Source organism: Halalkaliarchaeum sp. AArc-CO (assembly GCF_024972735.1).
Classification (GTDB): domain Archaea; phylum Halobacteriota; class Halobacteria; order Halobacteriales; family Haloferacaceae; genus Halalkaliarchaeum.
This window is the reverse complement of record NZ_CP087723.1, coordinates 2746276-2769839: the sequence shown is the minus strand read 5'-3', so window position 1 is coordinate 2769839 and position 23564 is coordinate 2746276. Positions and strand designations below refer to the sequence as shown.

Below are 23564 nucleotides of genomic sequence, written 5' to 3'. Positions count from 1 at the left end.
AGTGAAGTCAATCCCGCAGCGAGGGATCGAACCCGTACAGTACACCGGCGCCGTCGGTGAGCCCGAGGTCGGGCAGCGTCGCCCGTTCGGGATGGGGCATCAACACCGCGACGGTCTCGCGTTCCCCGAGCAGACCCGCGACGTTGCCCGTCGAGCCGTTCGGGTTCGCCTGGTCGGTGACGGTCCCGTCGGGCTCACAGTACCGGAACAGGATCCGGTCGTTCTCCTCGAGGTCGGCGTATCGTTCCTCGCTTATCTCGAAGCGCCCCTCCGCGTGGGCGATCGGCAGCCGGAGCACCTCCCCCTCCTCGTACGCTGCCGTCCAGGGGGTGTCGGCGCGTTCGACCCGGCAGTGGACGTGTTCACACTGGAACCGGGCGCTCTCGTTGGTCGTGAATGCTCCGGGTGTCAGGCTCGACTCGCAGCCGATCTGGGCGCCGTTGCAGACGCCAAGCACCGGCACGCCCTCGGCTGCGGCCGCACGCACCTCCTGCATCACCGGCGCCCGGGCGGCCATCGCGCCCGCCCTGAGGTAGTCGCCGTAGGAGAACCCCCCTGGAAGCAGGATCCCCTCGACGTCGTCCGGGAGGCCATCCTCGTGCCAGACGCGCTCGGCGCCGATCCCGAGATGCTCCAGCGCACGGACGCCGTCCCGGTCGCAGTTGGACCCGCCGAACTGGACGACTGCGACGGTCATCGTTCGGAGACCGCGACCTCGTAGTCGTGGATCGTCGGGTTCGCGAGCAGCCGCTCTGCCATCTCCGCGGCCCGGTCGCCGGCGTCCTCGGCGTCGGCCGCCTCCAGGTCGATCTCGAACCGGTCGGCCGACCGGAGGTCTTCCAGTTCGAACCCGAGTCGCTCCAGCGCGCGCTGTGTCGTCTCCGCTTCCGGATCCAGCACGCCGGGTTTCAGCCGGACGGTCACCGTCGCGGTGTAGGGGGTCATCGTGTGAGGGTGCGCCCTCGTGTGCAAAAACCGTTTTGGATACGATTCGATATACACAAACGTGGATTTCTCCGCTGTCGGGGAGCGATGCGCCTTTCATCGGTCGGCGACTATCGCCGGACGTGAGTCGAGAGGGGACTGACGGAACGGACGGCTTCGAGCGTTCGGGGGGCGCGGACGAACGTGCAGAACAGGAGCGACCCGACCGACCGCCGGCCTCGGCGATGCTGTCGGCGCTTTCGGTGCCCAAACACGCGAAACGTGGCGGGCTCGCGGGACTGTCGCTCGCGATCGCGGCGTATCTCGTTCGGGTGCTCGAGCTGTTGGGCCCGCCGGCTGGCGGACGCGAGTATCCGATCCTCGGCCCGGAGGGGTGGTTTCTGGTGCTGGCGTTCGTGCTGGCGGTGACGTCGGCGATGTTGATCACGATCTTGCTTGTGGCCCTGGAGGCGGCGCGGATGGCGAGAAACGTTTAGCTCCCCGGGCCAAACGGCGACGTATGCTCACGTCGACGCTGTCGGTCGCGCCGGTCGAAGAGGGGTTCGAACTCACCCTGACGGTTACGAACGACGGCGACGACCCCGTGGAGCTGTCGTTCCGGTCGGGCCAGCGGTTCGACTTCGTCGTCGAGCGGATCGACGACACGGACAGGGACAGGGCGGATGGCGAGGACGGCGAGGAAGGTGGCGAGGTGGTGTGGCGGTACAGCGACGGGCGGCTGTTCACCCAGGCACTCGGACGCGAGACCCTCGCGCCGGGCGAGTCGCGGTCCCACGGGGCGATCTGGGAGAACCCGCCCGCCGGCACGTACGAGGTTCGTGGCGTGGTGACCGCCGAGAACGTCGACACCGAGGCGTCGATGACGGTGTCGGTTCCGTCCGTCTGAGGGTGGATCGTTCTTACTCCGCGAGCGGGTTCTCGGGGTCCGAGTCCCCCTCGCGAAGCCGGTCTGCGGTCGCGCGTCGTCGGCGTGCCTCGTCGACCGCGCCCCACGCCTCGCACCGATCGGCGAACCGCTCGAGGGCATCGGCGGTGTCGGGGGTCGCGTCGATCTCCCGGTAGCCTTCGATCGCCCGCTCGAACAGCCCCCGGGCGCGGTCGCGCTCGCCGCGCTCGGCCGCGACCTCGGCCAGTTCGAGGAGCGTCGCCGCCTCGCCGTGGCGCTCTTCGACGTCGCGGTATCCCGACAGAGCGGACTCGAGCCGGTCGTCCGCCCGATCGAGCTCCCCTCTCTCCCGATCGATCGTACCGAGCAGCCGCAGACACGCCGCCTCGCTGCGCGCGTCGCCGACCGCTCGGGAAAGCTCCAGGGCGCGTTCGGCGCGCTCGGTCGCCCCGCCGAGGTCGCCCCGCTGGCGCGCGATCCGCCCGAGCCCCATCAGCGCGTCGAGATGTCCTCGATCGTCCTCCACCTCTTCGTGTCTCCGTGCGGCCATCCTGTAGTGCTCCTCGGCCCGGTCGAGGTTTCCGTTCGCCCGCTCGATCTCCCCGAGCAGGGATCGGGCGCTCGCCTCGTGGTGGTCGTTTCCGATCGCCACGAACCCGTCGACCGCCCGTTCGGCGTGCTCTCGTGCTGCCGCCGTGTCGCCACGGACGTTCGACACCACGGCGAGATGGTACTGGGCGGTCGCGAGCCCGTGTTCGTAGCCGATCTCCCGGGCGATCGCTGCGGCCCGCCGTGCCCGCTTTTCGGCGGCCTCGAGGTCGCCGGTGACCCAGCCGACGGTCGCCAGCTTTCCGAGGACGTCCACGAGATCACGACGCTGTCCGAGCGCCGAGTATCGTCGCCGGCTCTCGCGGTAGTGTCTGGCGGCGGTCTCGAAGTCGCCCCGATCCTGAGCCACCGATCCGATGTCGGCAAGCGCCGTGGCGAGCTTCCGTTCGGCGCCCAGCTCCAGATAGATACCGAGACTCCGGGCGTATCGATCCGCTGCGTCGTCGAGTTCGGAGCGACGCTGGGAAACGGATCCCAGATGTCTGAGGCTGTCTGCGACCCCGAGGCTGTCGTCCAGTTCGCGGTAGCCCGACAGCGCCTCCCGGTACAGCCGTTCGGCCTCGTCGTAGGCTCCCCGTTCGACGGCGACGTTTCCGAGCCCGACCCGACAGCGCGCCCGGAGTCGGGTCCGGTCCTCGGTGACGATCGGGGCGACTTCGAGGCGTTCGAGTGCGGATTCGAAGGCCCGTTCGGCCTCCTCGAGCCGGCCGCCCGCGAGGTGGCCCCGGCCGCAGCGTTCGGCGAGCTCGACGGTCAGGCCGGCCGACCGCCCCCGCGGGACGGCGAACGTCGGACCGTCACAGCCGCATAGAAGCGGGGCCAGCGCGGGGTGGTCCGCCGAGAACTCGACCAGTCGACGCGCGATCGACTCCGCCCACCCGCCGGGATCGTCCTCGATCCGATCGAGCGGGTCCTTCTCGCTTGTAGTCGACGACAGCCGCTCCTCGTCCCGTCTATTTCGGATCCGATCTCGGGTCCGCTCGTCGACTGCGAGCGCGAGCACCGTACTCACACACCGATCGACCCGGTCGATCGCGGCGCGTCCGTCCGTCTCGAGCAGCCGCCGCAGAAACGCACTCGACCACCCCGCGTGAACTGTCCGGTACTCCTCCCGGTCGGACGTGTCGAACAGCACTCGCCCCGACAACGTCTCGATCGCCCGTTCGACCCGGTGGATCCGTTCTTCGAGGCGGTCTTTAGACGACTGTCCGGTCTTTCCGCCCACGTCTGCCGCCGGGGCGACGATCCCGTCGCCCGCCTCGAACGCCAGCGCGTAGGCGTACTCGAGGGCCACCGGAAGCTCCGCGGCGTTGAGGAGGTTGACGAGCACGGCGGTATCTATCGCCAGCTCGTCCCCCCGGAGCGACGCACACAGCTCTTCGACGTCGGCGTCCAGCTCGGAGGCAGCTCCCGAGTCGACGGTCGTTCCCGGAGGAGTGGCTCCGTTGGATCCGTTTCGTCCGGCCGGATCAACCTGCATCACGAGCCGGGTGAGGAACAACAGCAACTCCCCCGGTTCCGTCGCCTGGGTCCTGTCGGCGTCGGTCTGCCCGTCGGCGTCGGTCTGCCCGTCGGCGTCGGTCTGCCCGTCGGCGTCGGTCTGCCCGTCTTCGTTTGCCGATCCGCCGACGTCGAGGTCGATCGAGACGCCCGTCGCCTCTTCCAGCCGCGATCGGAACCGATCGCGCTCGATCGCGTCCAGTGCCGGCATCCGAACGGTTCCGATCCGCTCTCTGATCGCCAGATCGTGCGGGTCGACGTCGAACGTCCCGTCGACGGCCCACCGATCGTTTCCCGACTCGAGGAGGAACGCGACGCCGGCGTCGTCCTCCAGCGCTTCGACCGCACGGAATACCGCCCTCGCATCGGCGCGGAGCGCTCCCTCGATTACGACGAGGGTGGGGCGGGTTCGCTCCCGGAGCAGCCGCACGAGCGCCCGCCACGACTCGAACGGTTCGGTGCCGCCCTCCGGTCGATACAGTACGGATCCCACCGTCCGGTACCACCGGTAGGCGACGTCGCGACAGACGGTGCTTTTCCCGGAACCCGGCGGGCCGATCAGCGCGCGGGTTCCTCCTCCTTCGAGCGCGGAGAGGAGATCCGCCACCAGCGACCGCCGCCTGCCGTCCTTGACGTGTTCCCGTTCGAGGGCGTGGCCGGCAGCGATCTCGGGGAAGCCGACGCCGGCCCGCCACGCGGTCGACAGCGGAAGCGGATCACGCTCCGTGAAGTACGACGGCGTCAGCTTCAGGAATCCCTCCCGGAAGAGCGCGTCCGTGGGGTCGGGATCGCTCGGCACGGGGACGCCGCCCCACTCGACGGCCTCGGCAAGCGGCGTGGCGGTCCGCCTGAGCGCCCGATATCGACGCTCGGCCCACCCGACTGCGGGATCGGTGTCGTTCGAAACGACCCCCTCGACGGTGCGGTTCTGGCGGTGGCCGACGACCGAGACGGTCGTCGCGTCCCCCTCGGAGAGCAACAGCAGCGCGTAGGGTGGCGTCTCGGCGGCGAACGCTTCCGTCCGATCGGATCGGACGAGCCACCGCGCCAGCGCCGGCGTTCGCTCCGGCAGCCGCGAGAGTACGTGCCGGTCGATGACGGCCTCGACGGTCCCGCTGGAGAGCTCCCGACAGCTGGAAAGCAGCCTCGCCGCGGTCTCGGCGGGCGCGACCAGCCGGATCCGATCCGCGGATTCGATCCGCGCCCGCAGTTCAGTCGGCAACTCGTTTCCGTCGCCGCCGGGGTCGACGTCCCGTCGGTTCCCTGCAGTGACGATCGCACCCGTGAACAGGTCGGCGTCCACGTCGGCGTCCGACGGCAGCGAAGCGAGCACCTCGGTGCCCGCGAGTACGTCGGCGAACTCCTCCTGAAACCGGACGTACCGGTCACGCAGCGTCCGTCCCGCGTAGCTCAACTGCCACCCCTGGTCGACGCGCTCGATCCATCCCCAGTCCTCGAGCCGACGGATCGCCCGGTCGACCGTCGCCCGCGAGCAGTCGAGCCCCTCGACGAGTTCCCGCTTTTCCGCCGGCGACCGGAGTCGGTCGAGCATCGTACGGCGCCGATCGATCGTCCGCAGCGCCTCCTGGATCCGGTCGTCCATCGGCCTCCGATTCACGGCCTCCCCACTAAACAGTACGCATCAGAATGATGAAATTAGCTCGTCCGAGTCCTTATAAAAAATCGGCAGCTACTGTGTTTTCCTTCGCCTCACCCGACCAGCGGCATGTTGTACGCCGTCTCCGCGTCCATCACCAGCTCCCAGGTCGACTCGCAGTCACAGGAGACCTGCTCGAACACTGATGGATCCTGTCTGAGGCCGAAATCCTTGATCGCGGTCTGGACCCGGTCGTCGCAGTCGCCGCAGTTGTGCGGTCCCCGGTCGGAGCCGTGACCCACCGGGTCCGAGACGACGATCGCGTCGACGTCGGCGGTCTCCGCGAGGACGTGGGCGACCGACCACAGCCACGGGGGTCGGTAGCCGTCCGAGAAGTACAGCTCCTCGACCATCGTGTATCGCTGGACGTTACACGGATTCATGGAGACTGTGTGGCAGGCGTCGATCGTCGCACAGCGCTCGATCGAGTCGATCATGTCCTCGACAGCTTCCGGCTCCGCGAGGAACGGCGGCTTCATCAGGAGGTACGCCTTCACGCCGGCGCCGGCGGCGTTCGCCTCCCTGCAGGCGTCCTCGAAGTCGACGAAGTCGAAGTACTTGTTGACGCAGTCGTGTCGAACCCGGTCGGTCGCGGTCTCGAGGCCGACCGCGACGTCGGTTTCGAGCCCGCGGTCGGTGAAGTCTGCGAGCTTCTCCCGCTCGACGAAATCCGGAAGCGACTCGACGACGATTCGATCGCGGTCGGCGAACGTCTCGGCGACGGTTTCCCGGGTCTCGGCGGGCACCTCCCGCTCGTCGAGGAAGGAGCCGGAGGTGTAGATCTTGATCAGGCCGGCCGGCTCGTCGGCGTGTTCGCGCTCGTACTCGAGACAGACCTCGAGCTGATCGACGAGCGCCTCGTGGCTCACGGAGCCCCCCTCGACGGACTCGGCGACGTAGCCGCACATGGTGCAGCCGCCCGCCCGCGCCCACCGGCAGCCGCCGGTGTTGAGGATGATCGTCAGCGACTGGTAGACGCCGTCGGGAGTGTTGTCCTCGTCGAGCCACACCCGCGTCGGCTCGTGGGGGTCGTAGGTCTCCTCCCGGCGGGCGCGGATCTCGCGCATCACCCGGTTGTGGGCGTCCATCCCGCGCCCCTCCTCGTAGCTTTCGAGGCTCGTTTTGCTCATTACTGGAGGGTGGGTTCGACGCCGTAAAGCCGTGTCGTCGTCGGCCGATCGCTGATCCGTTTCGGTGTCGGATCGCTGAACCGGCGTCTCCGCCCCGTTCCGGCACGTTTCCGGCTGCATCACCGTCCCGTCAGGTAAGCAGTTTTGATAGCTGGATCCCCCCGCCTCGGTGCTCTCGTAACCGGTTCCGGTTATACTCGCGAAGCAATAGCTAACAGGCTGCCGACCGTACGTAATAGACGTACGTTACAATGACAGAGTATGGCGGATTCAGGGACAACGTGGTAGCGGTCGACCTCACCGAGGGCGACGTGAACTACCGGGGCATCGACGACGAGGACGCCGAGAAGTACATCGGCGCACGCGGGCTCGGAGTGCGGTACATGTTCGAGAAGGATCCGGAGCTCGAGCCGCTGAGCCCGGAGAACCGACTGTGCTTCATGACCGGGCCGCTGACGGGCTCGCAGGCGGTGATGAGCGGCCGGATCGCGGTCGTGACCAAATCCCCGCTGACGGGGACGGTCACCGACTCGCATCACGGCGGCTGGTCGGGCGCCCGGCTGAAGTGGGCCGGCGTCGACGGCCTGCTGTTCGACGGGCGCAGCGACGATCCCGTCTACGCCGTCGTCGAGGACGGCGAACTCGAACTGCGCGACGCCAGCCACCTGTGGGGCAAGGGCGTCCACGAGACGATCGAAACCCTCGGCGAAGAGGTCGACGGTGAGATCGGCAAGAACCTCAGCGTGATGGCGATCGGACCGGGCGGCGAGAACGGCGTCCGGTACGCCTGCATCATGAACGAGGACGACCGCGCCTCCGGCCGTGGCGGCACTGGCGCGGTCATGGGCGACAAGAAGCTGAAAGCCGTCGTCGTCAAGTCCGGCACCAAGATGCCCAAGCCGGCCGACGCGGAGACGTTCCAGGAGGGCGCCCAGCAGGCGATGCAGGTGGTGCGAGAATCCGACGTCACCGCCCCGAACGAGGGCGGCCTCTCGGTGTACGGGACGAACGTCCTGATGAACATCACCGAGGAGATGGACGGCCTGCCCACCAAGAACGGCCGGTACACCTCCACCAAGAGCGCCCGGGAGGACTTCGACACCGGCGCCGACGCCGAGAAGGTCTCCGGCGAGCACGTCCGGGAGAACATCCTGGTCGACGAGCCGACGTGTCACTCCTGTCCGGTCGCCTGCAAGAAGGAGGTCGAGGTGCAGACGATGCACAAAGGCGAGGACATGAACGTCCGGATGGAGTCGTTCGAGTACGAGCCCGCCTGGTCGCTGGGGCCGAACTCGCTGAACGACGACGCCGCGAAGACGGCGGTCATCATGGACCGCTGTAACGACATGGGCATCGACTCCATCGAGACCGGAAACACCCTCTCGATGGCGATGGAAGCCACCGAGAAGGGCCTCATCGAGGAGGGGATCGAGTGGGGCGACGCCGACACGATGATCGAGATGATCGAGCGGATCGCCCACCGCGAGGACGACCTCGCAGACGCGCTGGCGGAGGGGACCGCCCGCGCGGCCGAGCAGTTCGGCGACTCCCGGATCGCGATGACCGTGAAAGGGCAGGGAATTCCCGCCTACGACCCGCGCTGCATGAAGGGAATGGGCATCGGCTACGCCACCTCGAACCGCGGCGCCGACCACCTCCGGGGGTACACGCCGGCGGCGGAGATCCTCGGCGTCCCGGAGAAGGTCGACCCCTACGAGTGGGAGGGGAAAGGCGAACTCACCGCCACCTTCCAGGACCTGCACGCGATCTCCGACAGCTTCGACATCTGCAAGTTCAACGCCTTCGCCGAGGGGATCGAAGAGTACGTGCTCCAGTACAACGGCATGACCGGCCGCGACCTCACCGAGGACGAGCTGTTCGAGGCCGGCGAGCGCATCTACAACCTCGAGCGCTACTACAACAACCTCAACGGCTTCGACGGCGCCGACGACTCGCTGCCGGGCCGGTTCGTGAAGGGTCACGAGGACGCCATCCCGGGCCAGGGCGGCTCGGAGGGCGAACTGTGTGAGCTCGAGGAGATGAAAGCAGAGTACTACGACCACCGCGAGTGGGTCGACGGGGTCGTCCCCGACGAGAAGCTCGATGACCTGGGGATCGACGTCGGACCCGGAACCGGCGTTTCGATGGGCGACGAGGGCACCGCGCCCGCCGACGACTGATCGGGATCGTCCGATCGGGATCGTCCGATTCCCCCCGGACGAGGGGCGATCGTAGCCATCCCGGCTCACCTTTTTTATAAGCGCCGTCGAACGCGTAGCCATGGCTTACGACCGGATCGTCGTGGCGACCGAGGGAAGTCCCTGCGCGAGCAGGGGCGTCGAGCGGGCGATCGAACTCGCGGCGGAGTCCGGGGCGACCGTCCACGCCCTGTATGTCGTCGATCAGGGAATCGGCCGGCCGGGCGACTGGGACATCGTCGTCGAACGGCAGGAGGCGGAGGGCGAGGCGGCGCTCGACGCCGTCGGCGAGATGGGGGAGCAAGCCGGAATCGAGGTGGAGAAACGCCTCCGACGCGGGCATCCGGCAGCGCAGATCGTCGCGTTGGCCGAGGGAATCGACGCCGACCTGATCGTCGTGGGAACCTGCGGCCGGAGCGGCTTCGACCGGTTCCGACACGCCGGTAGCACGACCGAACGGGTGCTCCGGCAGTCGCCGATACCGGTACTTGCGGTGCCGCCGGGAGAATCAGGAGATTGAGTTGACGGGGGGCTATTGGAGTTCCGCGTTCGCGGCGTCGAGCCCCGCCTCGACGTCGACATCGATCCCGACGTCCGTCATCGCCTCGCCCACTGTCTGTACGCCGCGGAGGATCTGGTCGGGCGACAGCGATCCCATGTTCGACACCCGGAAGATCTGCCCGCCCAGGTGCGCCTGCCCGCCGGAGATCGAGACGTTGCGCTCTTTGACGGCGGCGAAGAACGCGTCGGGGTCGGCCTCCCGGAGCGACTCGGGCAGCGCGACCGCGGTGACGGTGTTCGACAGTTCGGTGGGCCCTTCCGGATCGGCGAACAGCTCCAGCCCCATCGCGGTGAAGCCCTCGCGGAACGCCGCCGCCTGCCGGCGGTGACGTTCGATGCGGGCGGGCATCCCCTCGTCGGTGATCTCCTCGACGGCGACTGCCAGCGCCCGGAACAGCGGCACCGCCGAGGTGAAGGGGGTCTGATGCTGGTCGGCTTTTCGGAGGTGCCAGTCGAGGTCCTCGTAGAAGGGAGCCGACTCGCCGTCGATGGCCTCCTCGGCACGTTCGGTGACGTACATCGCACTGACCCCTGGCGGCGCACCGAGCGCCTTCTGGGCGTCGGTGACGGCGACGTCGACGTTCCAGTCGTCGACCCTGAAGACGTCGCCGCCGATGCTGGTGACGCCGTCGACGACGAAGCAGGCGTCGTGTTTCTCGGCGATTTCGCCCACCTCCTCGACGGGGTTCAAAAGGCCGGTGGAGGTCTCGTTGTGGACCATCGTCACCAGGTCGGTGTCGCCGGTGACCGCCTCCCGGACGGCCGAAAGCGGAATCGACTCCCCCCACGTCGCCTCCACGCGGGTGACCGAGTCGGTGTAGCGGTCGGCGATCCGGGCGAACCGCCGGCCGAACTTCCCGTTGACCAGCGCGACTACTTCGTCGCCCTCGTCGATCACGTTCGCGACGGCCGCCTCCATCCCCATGGTGGCGGTGCCGTTGAGGATCAGGCTCGTGCCGGCCTCGCTGGTCGAGGTCCCCTCGGGTGTCGATCGGGTGAACACCGTCTCGAGGCCCTCCTGGGCGCGCTCGTAGGTCGCCTCGAAGTCGGCCGACCGGTGGGAGACCATCGGCTCGGTCATCGACGCGAGCACGTCCTCGGTCACCGGTACCGGGCCGGGGTTGAGCAGCAGGAACTCCTCGTCGACGTTGTCTGGTTCGACCATAGTTCAGGCTTCGACACACCCGGAGTTATAAGTTGATGAATCGGTTGGGTTCCGCCGGTTCGAGAATCGAGCGGGGAGTCGTGAGGATCAGACTGCGCCGCCGAGATCAAGCGCCGCGCCCTTCCGGTACCCCTCGACCCGGCCGTCTGGCCGGAACCGGAAGACGACGGCGGGTCGGTGTCGCACTTCCGGCTTCTCGGCGAGCACCGACGCCCAGGCGTCGTCGGGGAACGACGTGCAGTCGACGAACAGGGTGACGCCGCCGGCGTGGGCCTCCAACTGACCGCTGGTTTTCGTTTCGGCGGTGTCCCGCACCGCGGCGACGGGGGTGGAGGCGGCCCGTCGGCTCGGGGGAAGGGGTCGGGTGACTTCCACGAGCGTCGGCTCCGTCCCGGACTTCTCGGCGCGGTAATCGAGCGAGTGCCCCGTCGTCACCGGGATTTCGGGGGTGATCTCGTAGCCGGCGTCGATCAGGAGCTTGGCGGCGTCGAACTCGCCCATCGCCGCCCGCATGCGGGTGAGATCGAGCTGCTTGGAGGTGCCGAGCTTGCCAGCCATCGTCTCCCGGTACGGATCGAGCGCGCCGGTCGACAGCACGGATTCGTAAAACGAGAGGCCATCCTCGCGGGTCGCGTCCGGGAATCCGGCGGCGTGGTCCCGGAAGAATTCCCGGGTCGTCTCCCGACCGTCCTTCGAGAGGAACACCGGCAAGAAGAACCACGAGATGTGGGCATACGGTTCGAGCCACGGCGACTCCCGGTGTAGCTGGGCCAGCAGTTCCTTCTCGGCCCACCGGCTGATCGGATACGGAATCTCCTCGAAGCCGTACTTCTCGGTCTTCCAGAGGCGCTGGGGGGTCTCGGTGTTGCCGATCCAGTAGCCCGCGGGGCCGCCGTCGGTTCCCTCTGGGCCGTCGTCGCTCCCCCAGCAGAACAGCGCGACGTCGCCGTTGTCCATCTCGAACCGTCGCGCCTGGTAGCCCGACGGGGGCTTGAACCACGGCCGGCCGCTGTCTGCACCCAGGTTCGAGTCCAGGGGCCGATAGAGATCCGACTCGACGCGGCCGGGGCTCCAGGAACCGGGGGCGTATCTGAATCGTAACGGACTCGCCACAACGACAGTAGCCGACCAGTCGGTTTACACTTTCTCATACTCTCGGATCGTCGAAGAGCTGTATTTATAATGAAAATTAGTTATGTATACTGCATGGTTTATCTCCTCGCGTGCCCTTCCTCTCTTCGCGATGAAACAGTCGTTATTCGAACTGACAAGACGAGAAACGTTGCTGGGAACTGCGGCAGCTGTTGCCGGTCTAGCCTCGGTCGGGTCGGTCACTGCGAGCGCCGACACGCTAACAGCGGAACTCAATGCAGTTCGCGCCGCGACGCGAAAGTACAGGGACGTACAGCTAGCCCGTGACGATGGCTACGCTGGATTGATCTCCCCGTATGTCCCGGGTATGGGATTCCACTTCGTCAACCCTGCTCTCATTGCGGCGGACGAAGATGTGGACGCCGATATCACGGTGCCGCCCATGCTCGTTTACTACACCACAGGGAACTACCGTCCGGAACCGGGTGACATTCACGACCCCGACCACGACGATGATCTCCGTCTCGGTGCAGTAGAGTTCGCACACATGGGGACTCTCAACGCCCCAGCGAACTACTTTTCCGACGAGGAGTCGAGGCGTTCGCTCGCTGTCTCCGAGGAGGAGGGATGGCATCCCATTCCGGACTCCCCGTTTACAGCGCTGCACGTTTGGGTCCACCGGGGGAACCCGGCAGGTGTGTTCCACCCGACGAACCCCACGCTGAACTAGCGATCGGCTACTCGGTGAAATTGCCCACAGGCGCCACGGGGGCGCCGTATTTTCGAACCGCTTTTTGCAGCCGCTTTTTGCTCTTTTCGCGTTGCTCTCGATCGTTTTCGCGTCAGAAAGGGGTATCTACAGGTAAGACAGGCCGAGTGCCTCGGGGTCGTACGGAAATCGGAGATTTCCGTGATGACGAGAATCTTCGATTCTCGAACCACTTGACCCCGAGGCGGTTCATTGTTCCCACTACCGGTCCGCTACTCAGAACGGAACCGGATCCGGGAGCGGAAGCATCGGAACGAGGAACATGCCGGCGAGGGTCAGCAGGCCGATGGTGACCGGGACGAGGATCTGTGAAAACCGGGTGGTACCCAGAACCGTCCCGAAGTCGCCGAGCATACTTCCCAGCGAGGGGGTGTCACTCACGCGCAGGATGGCGAGTTCGAGCCCCAGCAGTATCACCGTCGCGCTGGCGGAGACCATACAGAACGGGCAGATCTCGCCGATCGGAACCAGCTGGAGCCACACGAAGTACGACGACGCCAGCACGCCGGTGACGGTGATCGGCGTGAGGATCTTGATGATCAGCGGGTGCCGGGTGTCGAACCACCACAGCGCCAGCCCGATCGTCGTCAGGTAGTAGAACCCACCCAGCGTCGCAAGCGGGATCCCGAAGACGTACGCCCACTGACTCGTGATCACTTCGATGCTTCCCTGCACCGGTGCGTCAGCCGGAATTGCAGGGAGTGCGAACATGTGAATCGCCGTCAGGATCACAGTCACCAGCCAGCCAACTAGCGCAACCGCAGTGAAAACCCCAAATAGGGTCGTCACCCGCGGTGAATACTCCCACTCGTAATCGAACACGTTCTTGGTCGATGTGCCCATTGCCATACAAGCCTATTTGTGCATGGTGTACTAAAGTATTGTGCTTTGATTGCAATACCTAGGCCGGGAGAGAGTTATAAAAGCCCGTATATCGGCGGATAGGATCTCGGAGATGAGGCGGTATTGTAATTAAAATACAACACAGATGCCACGGATTCGGCGATTCTCGCTGCCGAGCTCCGTCACTGGGCCGTCAGTTCGATCGCGACCGGCGTCTCGTTGGCGACGTTGTCGGTGACCGGACAGCGGTCCTCGACTTCCGCCAGCCACTCCTGGAGGGTCGCCTCGTCGGCGTCGGTCGTCGCGTCGATCCCGACGCGAAGTCCCTGGTAGCCCGCCCGGACGCCTTCGGCGTCGTCGAGCAGCTTCGACGGGTCGAGTTCGCCTTCGATCTCGAACTCGAGATCGTCGATCTCGATGCCGTACTCGTCGGCGACGAGGTGGCAGACGACGTTCAGACAGCCGGCGAGCGATCCCGCCAGATACTCGACGGGGTTCGGGCCGGCGTTTTCTCCCCCGAGGTCTTCGGGTTCGTCGATCACGAACTCGAATCCGCGGGCTTGGACGGTCGTTTTCGTGGCTGTCTCTGCGGTCGCTGTCACGCCGAAGGTCGGTACGGAGTCGCGTTCGGATTGCTCCTGTTTCTGGCTCACACTCTTCGTTCGGGACGGACCACGTAAAGAGGCGTTCGCCCCGGCAACACGCGTCCGTTGTCGACGGCGTCGGCAAGACTCGCCGCCCGGCAGGCGAGACACGACGGGCTGCGACAGGAACGACCGGCAGATCGGATTTCGCACGCTTTTTGGTCTCGGAGACGCTAACACGGCTACTTCATGATCTCCGAGGGGTGCAAACAGTGCGCTAAAGGCGGCAAGCTGGTGCTTTTCGTGTACGGCTACTGCGACCAGCGCGACTGCTTTTACTGCCCGCTCGGGGAGAACCGCAAGAACGTCACTGACGTCTACGCGAACGAACGGCTCGTCGAGTCAGACGAGGACGTCATCGAGGAGGCGAAACGCATGGACGCGTTGGGCTCGTCGATCACCGGCGGCGAGCCACAGGAGGCGATGGAACGGACCTGTCGCTACATCCGGCTGTTGAAAGACGAGTTCGGCGAGGATCACCACATCCACCTCTACACCGGAATCACGGGCGGGCGGGAGAACATGCGGCGGCTCGCGGAGGCCGGTCTCGACGAGATCCGGTTTCATCCCCCGCTGGAACTGTGGGGCGATCTCCACGGCACGGAGTGGGAAGACATCCTCTATGTCGCCCGCGAGGAGGGTCTCACGCCGGCCTTCGAGATTCCCGGGATCCGTGCGGAACCGGAGTTCCTGGAGTTTCTCGACGAGGGCGCCGCGGAGTTTTGCAACGTCAACGAGTTCGAGATGAGCCAGGGCAACTACCGCCGGATGCAACAGGAGGGATTCGAACTCCAGGAGGGCCATATGTCCGCCGTCGACGGGTCGAAAACCGCGATCCTCGAGGAGATGGCCGCCCACGAGCGCGTCTACTTCTGTACCAGCGTGTTCAAGGACGCCGCCCAGCACCGCAACAGGCTCAAACGGATGGCCAGGAACGTTCGTCGGGAGTTCGACGAGATCACCGACGACGGCACCATCGTCTACGGGAAGACCAAGGCGGAACCAGAACGGTTCGAGGAACTGGGCGTTCCCGAGGAGTTTTACACCGCAAAGCGGAGCCACGTCGAGGTCGCCTGGTGGCTTCTCGAGGAGATGATCGAGGAGGGCGACCTCGCGGACGGCGAGATCGTCGAACAGTATCCGACCGTCGACGGTACTGTGGTCGAGCGGACGCCGCTGGCGTGAGCTGTCGGCAGGCGGTTATTTCTCGACAGGGATATTTAAACTGCCTTAATATAAACCGCGGGGAAAACCATTATAGCTGCTCATCCCGTTCGACTTACTGGTATATGACATCCAATATCAACGGACACGTCGACCGACGGGACGTACTCAAAGGACTCGGAGCGGCAGGAATCGTCGGCCTGGCGGGCTGTCTGGGCGACGACGAGGCGGAAGTCATCCGCTGGCACGCCGGCGGCACGGGCGGGACGTACTTTCCGTTGTCCGGCGAGTTTGAGGGAATCGTCGAGGACAACACCGATTACGACATGGAAGTCTCCGCCACGGGGGCGTCCGTCGAAAACGTCGGGAGTCTCGGCTCCGGCGACGCCGACTTCGCGCTGATCCAAAACGACATCGCCTTCTTCGCGGCAAACGGCACCGGTCTCGAGGCGTTCGAGGGCGACCCGATCGAGAACCTCCAGGGCGTGGCGACGCTGTACCCCGAGACGATCCACATCATCACTCGACCCGACGCCGGGATCGACTCGATCGCCGACATGGAGGGCGCGGCGGTCAACACCGGCGACCTCGGCAGCGGGACGCAGGTCAACGCCCTGCAGATCCTCGAGTCGGTCGCCGGGCTGACGCCGGACGACTTCGACGAGCAGAACACCGACTTCACGCAGGCGGCAGACCAGATCCGCGACGGCGACGTCGACGCCGCGTTCGTCGTGGGTGGCTGGCCAGTCGGTGCTGTCGAGGAACTGGCGACCACTGCAGACATCGAGATTTTGAACATGTCCGACGACGAGCGGCAGGCCGCACGTGACGCCGCCGAGTGGTTCGCCGACGACACCATCCCCGGCGGCACCTACGAGGGGATCGGCGAGGACGTCGACACCGTCTCCGTCCAGGCGATGATCGCGACCCGCGAGGAGTACTCCGCGGACATCGTTGAGGACGTGACGGCGGCGATCTTCGACAACCTCGATCGGCTGACGATCAAGACCGACTTCATCAGCGTCGAGACGGCCCAGGACGGGATGCCGATCGACCTCCACGAGGGCGCAGCACGCTACTTCGACTAGCGTGTCCCGTCGGCTGTGGCCGTACGCCGTCCTCGTCGGGCTCGCAGCGGTCCTGTCCGTCGGGCTCTTCGTGGCTCCGTTCGGTGGTGTCGGGAGCGTCCTTTCGGCCGACCAGACGCTGATCGTCACCGACGAGACCGGCGAGGAACTGACCGCAGTCGACGTCGCCGACGGCGCCGAAGTCGTTATCGAATACGAGCACAGCGTCGAACGGACGCTCGTTCGGGACGTTTACGTCGTCTCGGACGGGAAGCTGGTAATGGACAGAATGGAGTTCAGTTCGTTCGGTGCCGGTCTCCCCTCGCACGCCGAAGTCACACAGCAGGACGGGAGATACGTGTACGACATCGACGGACAGGAATACGGGACGCTCCGGATCTCGACTGGTCTCATCGCCGATCACGATCTCGTCGTCGACGGAACGCGGTACGATCTCTCGGGGATGGCCGACGGCGGAACGGTCGAAATCCGAATTAGATAGGCGAGGATGGGGCGTGACAAGCGAGTACGACATCGAACACGACTAACGCATGACCACACACAACGAAGGTTTTCCCGACGACGACCGTGCTCCCGGCGGCGAACCCGCACCCGATGGCGGTGGTGTCGCCAAACGCGGGAGCACCGCGGCGTCGGCTGCCGACGAGGTGCTCGAAGAGATCGAGAAGAAACGGAACGTCCGCGGGATTGCGGCAGTCGTCGTCGCGATCGTCGCGATCTCCTTTTCGGCGTTCCAGATGTGGCTCGCTGCCCGAGGGTTCACGTTCGGGTTCACAGTGCCGTTCGTCGGATACATCCGGATCGGCGCGCTCGCGCAGCTCCAGATCCGGGCGATCCACGTCAATTTCGCGCTGATCCTCGCGTTCCTCCTGTACCCCGGGTCGACCGGAACCGGCGCCGTCGTCCAGTGGTGCGGGCGGAGCGTGGCGGCGGTGCGCGATCGACTGGGCGACCACCCCGTCTCCCGTGGGGTCGAACGGCTCCGCGGGTGGGCCAGTTGGTTTTTCGTCGATGAGAACTCCGACCGGGTCACCCCCTCTGACGTCGTTCTCATTTTCCTGTCGCTTTTGCCGACCGCCTACTACGTCACTCGCTACAGCGAAATTACGGACGTCGTGCGCGTTCGGGGCCTGCGGGGCGCCGGCACGCTCGGCGAGGTGTACCCGTTCCTCGAACCGCTGGCGGTGGGCCCACTGGCGACGTACCCGGTCGCGTATCTGATGGGCGTGCTCGCGATCCTTCTCGTGCTGGAGGCGACCCGTCGGGCGCTGGGGATTCTCCTGATGGGGTTGGTGAGCCTCTTTATTGTCTACGCGAAGTACGGGTTCCTCATCCCGCGTGGTGCTCCCGGGATCGGGATCTTCGCCACCTCCGAACTGCGGTGGGACCAGATCGTCCAGAACCTCTGGTACACCGTCGAGGGGATCCTGGGTGTCCCCGTGGGGGTGTCGGTGCGGTTCATCTACATCTTCATCCTCTTCGGTGCGTTCCTGGAGATGTCCGGCGCCGGCAAGTGGTTCATCGACCTCGCGTACTCGATCACCGGGACACGGGAAGGCGGCCCGGCGAAGGCCAGCGTCGTCTCCTCGGGCTTCATGGGGATGCTTTCCGGATCGTCGGTCGCGAACACGGTGACGACCGGGGCGTTGACGATCCCGTTGATGAAGCGGTCGGGCTACTCGCCGGAGTTCGCCGGCGCGGTGGAGTCGTCCGTCTCCTCGGGGGGACAGATCCTCCCGCCGGTGATGGGCGCGGCGGCGTTCCTGATCGTCGAGTTCACCGGGACGCCGTTCCGCGAGGTGATCATCGCCGCCACGCTGCCTGCGCTTGCGTTCTTCTTCGGAATGTGGGTGATGGTCCACTTCGAGGCAGTCAAACACGGGATCGGCGGGCTCGACCGCGACGAGCTGCTCGACATCGGCCCCCACATGCGGCGGGGGTGGTTCTATCTCGTACCGCTGGGGCTGCTGTTGTACTACCTCGTGATCGCGCGGCTCTCGATCGGCCGGGCGGGCTGGTTCACCATCATCGCTACCGTCGCGCTGATCGCCATGGTGGCGGCGTACAACGAACGAACGGGCCCGTACCTGGTCGGGGCGGTCGCCGCGGGATACGCCGCAACGGTCGTCTCCTGGCACCTGTACGGTGTCCCGCCGACCGAGCTCATCGCCGGGACGACCGGCGTCGGGCTGTCGCTGGGGGCCGCCGCCGTCGAGGCGCTCTCCTCGCTGGGCGCGATCGTCATCGGAATCAGCGTGCTGTTCCTGCTCGCGGATCCCCGGGGCGAGGCACCGCTTTTGAACCTGGACGACTCCGTCGACGCCGCCGCAGAGTTGATCGACGCGAAGCTCGACCGCGAGGTCGCCACCACCCGTGCCGGGAGCTTCGTGTCGTTCGTGCTCAAGTCGATGGACTCGGGCGCTCGGACGGCGACGGTCGTCGTGATCGCGGTCGCCGCAGCCGGCGTCATTCCCGGCGTCATTAACCTCACCGGACTGGGCGGGAGCTTCCGGGCGCTGATCCTCGACGTCAGCGGCGGGTCGCTCGTTCTGCTTTTGATCCTGGCGGGGATCGCCTCGGTCGTCGTCGGAATGGGGATGCCGACGACGGTGATGTACATCATCATCGTCGTGCTCCTGGGCCCGGTGCTGCCGGAGTTCGGAATCGCCATCCTCGCGGCACACCTGTTCGTCCTGTACCTGGGGCTGATGGCCGACGTGACGCCGCCGGTGATGGTCGCCGCCTACGCCGCCGCCGGGGTGGCGAAGTCGGATCCGTTCCCGACCGGGAAGCTCGCGTTCTTGCTGTCGCTGAACAAGATTCTGGTGCCCTTTGCGTTCGTGTTCGCGCCGGGAATCCTGCTGTTGCGGATCCCCGAGGACGCCCCGCCCGGCGAGGCGTCGGTCCTCTCGTGGGCCGACATGACCGACCTCGGGTTCTTCCTGCCGGAGGTCGTCGCCCCGGTTGTCGCGATGTTCGCGGGCGTGTACGCGCTCGGGATCGCGATCATCGGCTACTACCGCACCGACGTCTCCCGATCCTCGCGGGTCGGCTTCATCGTCGCCGCCGTGCTGCTGTCGGTGCCGGGGATGGTGCTCATGCCCGCGGGAACGATGCTCGGGCTCGTCGGCGCCGACGTCACGCTGTTTACGCTTTCGAACGACCTCGTCCTGCGCGGGGTGGGGGCGGCGATGCTCGTTGCCGGCGTGATCCGGAACCGTCGCCGGGCCGCCACCGAGGCGTCCGAGGGAGCGCCCGCGGGCGGGGAGACGTCCGGGGCTGCGCCGACCGAGCGGTAACTCGACACCGGATCGCCACACCCTATAGGTCCGGGCCACTCGGGTGATACATGGACGATCGCGTCTCCGACCACGCACAGTTGCTGGTCGACTGGAGCGCACGGATCGAACCGGGCGACGACGTCGTCGTTTCGGTGGCGGAGGGCGCCCACGACCTGGGCGTCGCGACCGCGGAGCTGCTGGGCGAACGCGGGGCGAACCCGATTTTCATCTACGCCTCCGACGAGCTGACGCGGGCGTATCTGCAGGCGCACGACGGGGAGTTCGAGCCGGATCCGGAGCACGAACTCGCGCTGTACGAGGCGGCCGACGCCGTTCTGTTTCTGGGCGGCGGACGGAACACCGCGGCGATGGCGGACGTCGCCCCCGACGTCAGGCAGGCCAGTTCGCGAGCCCGGACGGGGATCCGCGAGGCCCGGATGGGAACCGACTGGGTGTCGACGGTGCATCCGACCCGGTCGCTGGCCCAGCAGGCCGGGATGGCCTTCGAGGAGTATCGGGAGTTCGTCTACGACGCGACCTTGCGCGATTGGGAGTCGCTTGCGGCGGAGATGCAACAGCTGAAAGAGGTTCTGGACGCGGGCAGCGAGGTCCGGCTCCGGAAGGCGGACACGGACCTGACGATGTCGATCGAGGGACGCACCGCCGTCAACTCCTGTGCGTCGGTGGCGTACGATTCGCACAACCTCCCGTCGGGGGAGGTGTTCACCGCGCCGTACGCGACCGAGGGGGAGGTGTACTTCGACGTGCCGATGACGATTAACGGCAAGCGCCTGCGGGACGTCCACCTGACATTCGAAGACGGGGCGGTGGTCGACTTCGCGGCCGGCGAAAACGAGGCGGAACTGGCGTCGATCCTCGAGACGGACGACGGCGCCCGACGGCTGGGGGAGCTGGGAATCGGGATGAACCGCGGCATCGACCGGTTTACGGACAACATCCTGTTCGACGAGAAGATGGGGGAGACGGTCCACCTGGCGCTCGGGCGGGCCTACGACGCCTGCTTGCCGGAGGGTGAGTCGGGCAACGACTCGGCAGTCCACGTGGACCTGATCACGGACACCAGCGAGGACGCCACGCTGTCTGTCGACGGCGAGGTGATCCAGCGCGACGGGCGGTTCCGGTGGGAGGACGGGTTCGACGGCTAGGAGCCGTTGCTATCGTTCCTCGAACAGCGACTGGGCCCGCCGAACGTAGCTGTTTGCTTCCCAGCTGCGCGCGTCACTGATCTCTTCGAGGTGCGTGCGAGCATCGGCGACGGAGAGCCGATCGGTCCGAACGAGAACCGAGAGCAGCGTCGGTGTCGTCACGAGTCTGGTATCCGAAAGCGACGCGTGGATCAATCCGAGCTGTGTGAATTCATCACAGAGCAGAAGTCCGGCATCGAGTTCGTTCGCGAGTGAGACAGCAGCGTTTTCACCGTCGTCGAGCGGAAACCCGGTATCGAGCTCGACCGCCCGCACGTCGAGTGCAGCTGTTCGGTCGAGGACGACGGTTGCGGCACGGCCGTGTGCGTCGTCGTACGAGGAAACCTCCCGGAGTTCGTCGAGAACAACTGCCGGGACGACGACCTCGTATCGGGCCAGACACAGCTCGAGCGGATCGTGCTCCGCATCGGCGACGACTCCGAGACTGACGAGAGCGGAGGTGTCTGCGACGAGCGTCGTCATCTATGTGTCGGCGACCTCGTCGATGAAGTCTTCGTCCAGTTGCTGTTTCAACACGCGGAGGTTCGCCGCCTCTTCGGCACCGACGAGTGATTTGAGTTGTTCGAAGGAGATCTCGTCGTCGTAGTAGGCGGAGGCGATCTCCTGAACGAGCGCGTCGTCGTGGGTGGCCTCCCGAAGGTACTCCCGCAGCGCGGTCACGAGGATATCCGTCCGGTCCTCCCCGAGAACTTCCGCGAGGGCATCGGTCCGATCGATGAGTCGATGTGGGGCCCGAAATTGAACGCGCTTCTTGTCGCTGCTCATCGTGTGTACGTTGTGAGCCAGCGTACTTAGCTATTTTCGTGTGTACTGTGTGAGCCTCTCTGGCTCGACTCGACGAACGCCGTCCGGTCCAGCGAGATCCTGCCGGTCAGTTTTCGAACTCGATCTCCTCGACGGTCGCACGCTCCCCGAACAGCCAGTCGGCGTGGTCGACGGCGTACTCCCGGTGATCGTCCTCGATCGCCCCCAGCGCGTCCTCGACGAGCACCGGCCGGAAGTCCCGCAGGCCGGCGCTGCCGGCGGTGTGGAGCACGCAGACGTTCGCCAGTGTCCCGCAGATCACCAGCTCCCGGAGGTTTCGGGCCGTCAGCCATCCTTCGAGTTCGGTTTGATAAAAGGCGTCGTAGGTGTGCTTTTCGACGACGTGGTCCTCGGGTCTGACCGCGAGGTCGTCGTGGATCTCCGCCTCCCAGGAGCCCTCCAGGACGTGTTCGCCCCACTGCTCGAACTCGTCGTAGTAGTGGGCGTCCTCGAACTGCTCGGGCGGGTGGACGTCGCGGGTGTACACCACCTGCGTGCCCGCCTCGCGGGCCCTGTCGACGAGCGTCGACACCGGGTCGAGCGCCTGCTCGCTGCCGGGGGCGTACAGGCTTCCCTCGGGGTGACAGAACCCGTTTTGCATGTCCACCACCACGAGCGCCGTTTCGTCGGGATCGAACGCGAGTTTGCTCATATCCAGGGGTACGCCCCGACCGACCCTAAAAACTTCCTCGCGGCTAACTCCGCCGCCGCGACGAGCACCACCTGCCCGAGGAAGACGACCCAAATCCCGACGTACAGCGCGTGGGGCCCCTCGGGCCGGCGACGCGACGGTCCCGTCCAGGGAGGAGTTATTTGTTGTCTCCCTTCGACAATTCGCCCGCATGACAGACGGGACGATCCACGAGTCCACGGAGGTACAAAAGCGACGGCGACTGGCGACGTTCTTCGGCCGCCTGGCCGACCGGTTCCGCCGCGGCGAGGCGGTCCCGGTCGACGACGACCAGAGCGTGACGATCGACCCGCCCGCGGAGGCGGAGGTGGACGTCGAACTCACCAGAGCGGGGGACGACGTCCGTCTCGACGTCGGGCTGGAGTGGCCCGAAGCGGACGGCGAGGTCGAAACGGACGTCGTCGCGAGCAAGGCCCGGTTCGAACTGTACGAGGACGCCGGCGGGAAGTACCGCTGGCGGCTCGTCCACCGGAACGGCAACGTGATCGCCGACTCCGGGGAAGGGTACGCCTCCAGGCAGAAGGCCGAACAGGGGCTCGAAAGCGTCCGGCGCAACGCCCCGGGCGCATACACCGTCGACGAGTCGAAAGACGAGGAGGCGCCGGAGGAAGGCGGCAGCAACGCTACATTCGAACTGTTCGAGGACGCCGAAGGCGGGTGGCGCTGGCGGCTCGTCCACCAGAACGGCAACATCATCGCCGACTCGGGGCAGGGCTACGCCTCGAAACAGAAGGCGAAACAGGGGCTCACAAGCGTCCAAAACAACGTCCCGGGTGCGCCGGTCGAAGAGACCGACTCCTAGCGGATCTCGGGCGCAGCGCATCGTCATCATTTCGCCCGGTCTGTGGTAAGAGTTAACAAGGAGCATGACATAGGGGCGGACGCCTAACAAGAGAGATCGAAGGTCATGTCCAGTTCACAGCACACAGGTCGGTCGGTTGCGCTGTCGATCCCGCGGGAGGAGCAGTGGACGCTCCATCACGTCCTCCTCGACCGGATCGAACGAGAACGCACGGTGAAGTCCTCGGAAACGGGGCCGCCGTCGATCGAGGTGTATCGGGCGTTCGATCGCCTCGACGACGGCGAGATGGCGTTCACACTCGCCCAACTCGAGGCGGTGCAGTCGGTGCTGTCGGCGTATCATCATTCGCCGACCGACTGGGAGCTCGACAGGCCGGAGATAGAGGCGCTGTTGGAACGTGTCACGGACGCGATCGACCGGGCTGATGCCGGCTAGCCTCACGGTTAGGGAGGAAACTGCCGTCGGCCGTCTTCGTTTCTGGTCACTCCGTTTCTGGTCACTCCGTTTCT

The 23564-nt window shown here is 66.2% G+C and carries 23 protein-coding genes; 12 read left to right on the top strand and 11 right to left on the bottom strand.

The window, feature by feature from the left end:
* Window positions 1-7: 7 nt before the first annotated feature.
* Window positions 8-697: a phosphoribosylformylglycinamidine synthase I gene (purQ, locus tag AArcCO_RS14520; RefSeq protein WP_259534208.1), complete on the bottom strand. Its 690-nt coding sequence runs from the start codon at window positions 695-697 to the stop codon at window positions 8-10.
* A complete protein-coding gene (gene purS, locus AArcCO_RS14515; RefSeq protein WP_259534207.1) occupies window positions 694-945 on the bottom strand; it encodes a phosphoribosylformylglycinamidine synthase subunit PurS in 252 nt (83 codons plus the stop codon). Before purS ends, purQ begins: the two co-directional genes overlap by 4 nt.
* Window positions 946-1169: 224 nt before the next feature.
* Here purS and AArcCO_RS14510 point away from each other — a divergent pair, with 224 nt between their 5' ends.
* A complete protein-coding gene (locus tag AArcCO_RS14510) occupies window positions 1170-1421 on the top strand; it encodes a DUF7536 family protein (protein ID WP_259536463.1) in 252 nt (83 codons plus the stop codon).
* A gap of 23 nt (window positions 1422-1444) precedes the next feature.
* The gene (locus tag AArcCO_RS14505) at window positions 1445-1831 is read left to right on the top strand and encodes a BsuPI-related putative proteinase inhibitor (protein WP_259534206.1); all 387 of its coding nucleotides are present in this window, start codon (window positions 1445-1447) and stop codon (window positions 1829-1831) included.
* Window positions 1832-1844: 13 nt separating this feature from the next.
* On the opposite strand, the gene AArcCO_RS14500 is transcribed toward AArcCO_RS14505, so the two are convergent.
* Both AArcCO_RS14500 and AArcCO_RS14495 read right to left on the bottom strand, forming a co-directional pair.
* Window positions 1845-5543: a tetratricopeptide repeat protein gene (locus AArcCO_RS14500; RefSeq protein WP_259534205.1), complete on the bottom strand. Its 3699-nt coding sequence runs from the start codon at window positions 5541-5543 to the stop codon at window positions 1845-1847.
* A 107-nt stretch (window positions 5544-5650) separates the two neighbouring features.
* Complete coding sequence (locus AArcCO_RS14495; RefSeq protein ID WP_259534204.1) at window positions 5651-6727, bottom strand: archaeosine biosynthesis radical SAM protein RaSEA; 1077 nt, start codon at window positions 6725-6727, stop codon at window positions 5651-5653.
* Between the two features lie 251 nt (window positions 6728-6978).
* Here AArcCO_RS14495 and AArcCO_RS14490 point away from each other — a divergent pair, with 251 nt between their 5' ends.
* Window positions 6979-8907, top strand: coding sequence for an aldehyde ferredoxin oxidoreductase family protein (locus AArcCO_RS14490; protein ID WP_259534203.1), 1929 nt, complete (start codon window positions 6979-6981; stop codon window positions 8905-8907).
* Between the two features lie 100 nt (window positions 8908-9007).
* A complete protein-coding gene (locus tag AArcCO_RS14485; protein WP_259534202.1) occupies window positions 9008-9445 on the top strand; it encodes a universal stress protein in 438 nt (145 codons plus the stop codon).
* Window positions 9446-9457: 12 nt separating this feature from the next.
* Here the strand turns inward: AArcCO_RS14485 and AArcCO_RS14480 are convergent, their stop codons facing one another.
* Together AArcCO_RS14480 and AArcCO_RS14475 are read right to left on the bottom strand one after the other, a co-directional pair.
* Window positions 9458-10651 (bottom strand): pyridoxal-phosphate-dependent aminotransferase family protein, encoded by a 1194-nt coding sequence (locus tag AArcCO_RS14480; protein WP_259534201.1) that lies wholly within the window; start codon window positions 10649-10651, stop codon window positions 9458-9460.
* Window positions 10652-10738: 87 nt separating this feature from the next.
* A complete protein-coding gene (locus AArcCO_RS14475; RefSeq protein WP_259534200.1) occupies window positions 10739-11764 on the bottom strand; it encodes a DUF5784 family protein in 1026 nt (341 codons plus the stop codon).
* A gap of 130 nt (window positions 11765-11894) precedes the next feature.
* On the opposite strand from AArcCO_RS14475, the gene AArcCO_RS14470 reads away from it, so the two are divergent.
* Window positions 11895-12473 carry a hypothetical protein gene (locus tag AArcCO_RS14470; RefSeq protein WP_259534199.1) on the top strand — a complete coding sequence of 193 codons (579 nt, stop codon included), beginning with the start codon at window positions 11895-11897 and terminating at the stop codon, window positions 12471-12473.
* A 255-nt stretch (window positions 12474-12728) separates the two neighbouring features.
* Here the strand turns inward: AArcCO_RS14470 and AArcCO_RS14465 are convergent, their stop codons facing one another.
* On the bottom strand, window positions 12729-13355 hold the full coding sequence (locus AArcCO_RS14465; protein ID WP_345780893.1) for a vitamin K epoxide reductase family protein: 627 nt from the start codon (window positions 13353-13355) through the stop codon (window positions 12729-12731).
* Between the two features lie 182 nt (window positions 13356-13537).
* On the bottom strand, window positions 13538-14008 hold the full coding sequence (locus AArcCO_RS14460) for an OsmC family protein (protein ID WP_259534197.1): 471 nt from the start codon (window positions 14006-14008) through the stop codon (window positions 13538-13540).
* A gap of 180 nt (window positions 14009-14188) precedes the next feature.
* Here AArcCO_RS14460 and AArcCO_RS14455 point away from each other — a divergent pair, with 180 nt between their 5' ends.
* The 5 genes from AArcCO_RS14455 (at window position 14189) to AArcCO_RS14435 (ending at window position 20698) form a co-directional block, all read left to right on the top strand.
* Window positions 14189-15184: a radical SAM protein gene (locus AArcCO_RS14455; protein WP_259534196.1), complete on the top strand. Its 996-nt coding sequence runs from the start codon at window positions 14189-14191 to the stop codon at window positions 15182-15184.
* A 104-nt stretch (window positions 15185-15288) separates the two neighbouring features.
* Complete coding sequence (locus AArcCO_RS14450; RefSeq protein WP_259534195.1) at window positions 15289-16251, top strand: TAXI family TRAP transporter solute-binding subunit; 963 nt, start codon at window positions 15289-15291, stop codon at window positions 16249-16251.
* A gap of 1 nt (window position 16252) precedes the next feature.
* A complete protein-coding gene (locus tag AArcCO_RS14445) occupies window positions 16253-16732 on the top strand; it encodes a DUF1850 domain-containing protein (RefSeq protein WP_259534194.1) in 480 nt (159 codons plus the stop codon).
* A 49-nt stretch (window positions 16733-16781) separates the two neighbouring features.
* Window positions 16782-19550 carry a TRAP transporter permease gene (locus AArcCO_RS14440; protein ID WP_259534193.1) on the top strand — a complete coding sequence of 923 codons (2769 nt, stop codon included), beginning with the start codon at window positions 16782-16784 and terminating at the stop codon, window positions 19548-19550.
* Between the two features lie 50 nt (window positions 19551-19600).
* Complete coding sequence (locus AArcCO_RS14435; protein ID WP_259534192.1) at window positions 19601-20698, top strand: aminopeptidase; 1098 nt, start codon at window positions 19601-19603, stop codon at window positions 20696-20698.
* Window positions 20699-20707: 9 nt separating this feature from the next.
* Here the strand turns inward: AArcCO_RS14435 and AArcCO_RS14430 are convergent, their stop codons facing one another.
* From AArcCO_RS14430 to AArcCO_RS14420, 3 genes are all read right to left on the bottom strand, one after another.
* Complete coding sequence (locus AArcCO_RS14430; protein ID WP_259534191.1) at window positions 20708-21220, bottom strand: PIN domain-containing protein; 513 nt, start codon at window positions 21218-21220, stop codon at window positions 20708-20710.
* The gene (locus AArcCO_RS14425) at window positions 21221-21523 is read right to left on the bottom strand and encodes a hypothetical protein (RefSeq protein WP_259534190.1); all 303 of its coding nucleotides are present in this window, start codon (window positions 21521-21523) and stop codon (window positions 21221-21223) included.
* A gap of 106 nt (window positions 21524-21629) precedes the next feature.
* A complete protein-coding gene (locus AArcCO_RS14420; protein WP_259534189.1) occupies window positions 21630-22214 on the bottom strand; it encodes a cysteine hydrolase family protein in 585 nt (194 codons plus the stop codon).
* Between the two features lie 190 nt (window positions 22215-22404).
* On the opposite strand from AArcCO_RS14420, the gene AArcCO_RS14415 reads away from it, so the two are divergent.
* Both AArcCO_RS14415 and AArcCO_RS14410 read left to right on the top strand, forming a co-directional pair.
* A complete protein-coding gene (locus AArcCO_RS14415; protein ID WP_259534188.1) occupies window positions 22405-23055 on the top strand; it encodes an HVO_2922 family protein in 651 nt (216 codons plus the stop codon).
* A 105-nt stretch (window positions 23056-23160) separates the two neighbouring features.
* On the top strand, window positions 23161-23490 hold the full coding sequence (locus AArcCO_RS14410) for a DUF7853 family protein (RefSeq protein WP_259534187.1): 330 nt from the start codon (window positions 23161-23163) through the stop codon (window positions 23488-23490).
* The last annotated feature ends 74 nt before the right edge of the window (window positions 23491-23564 follow it).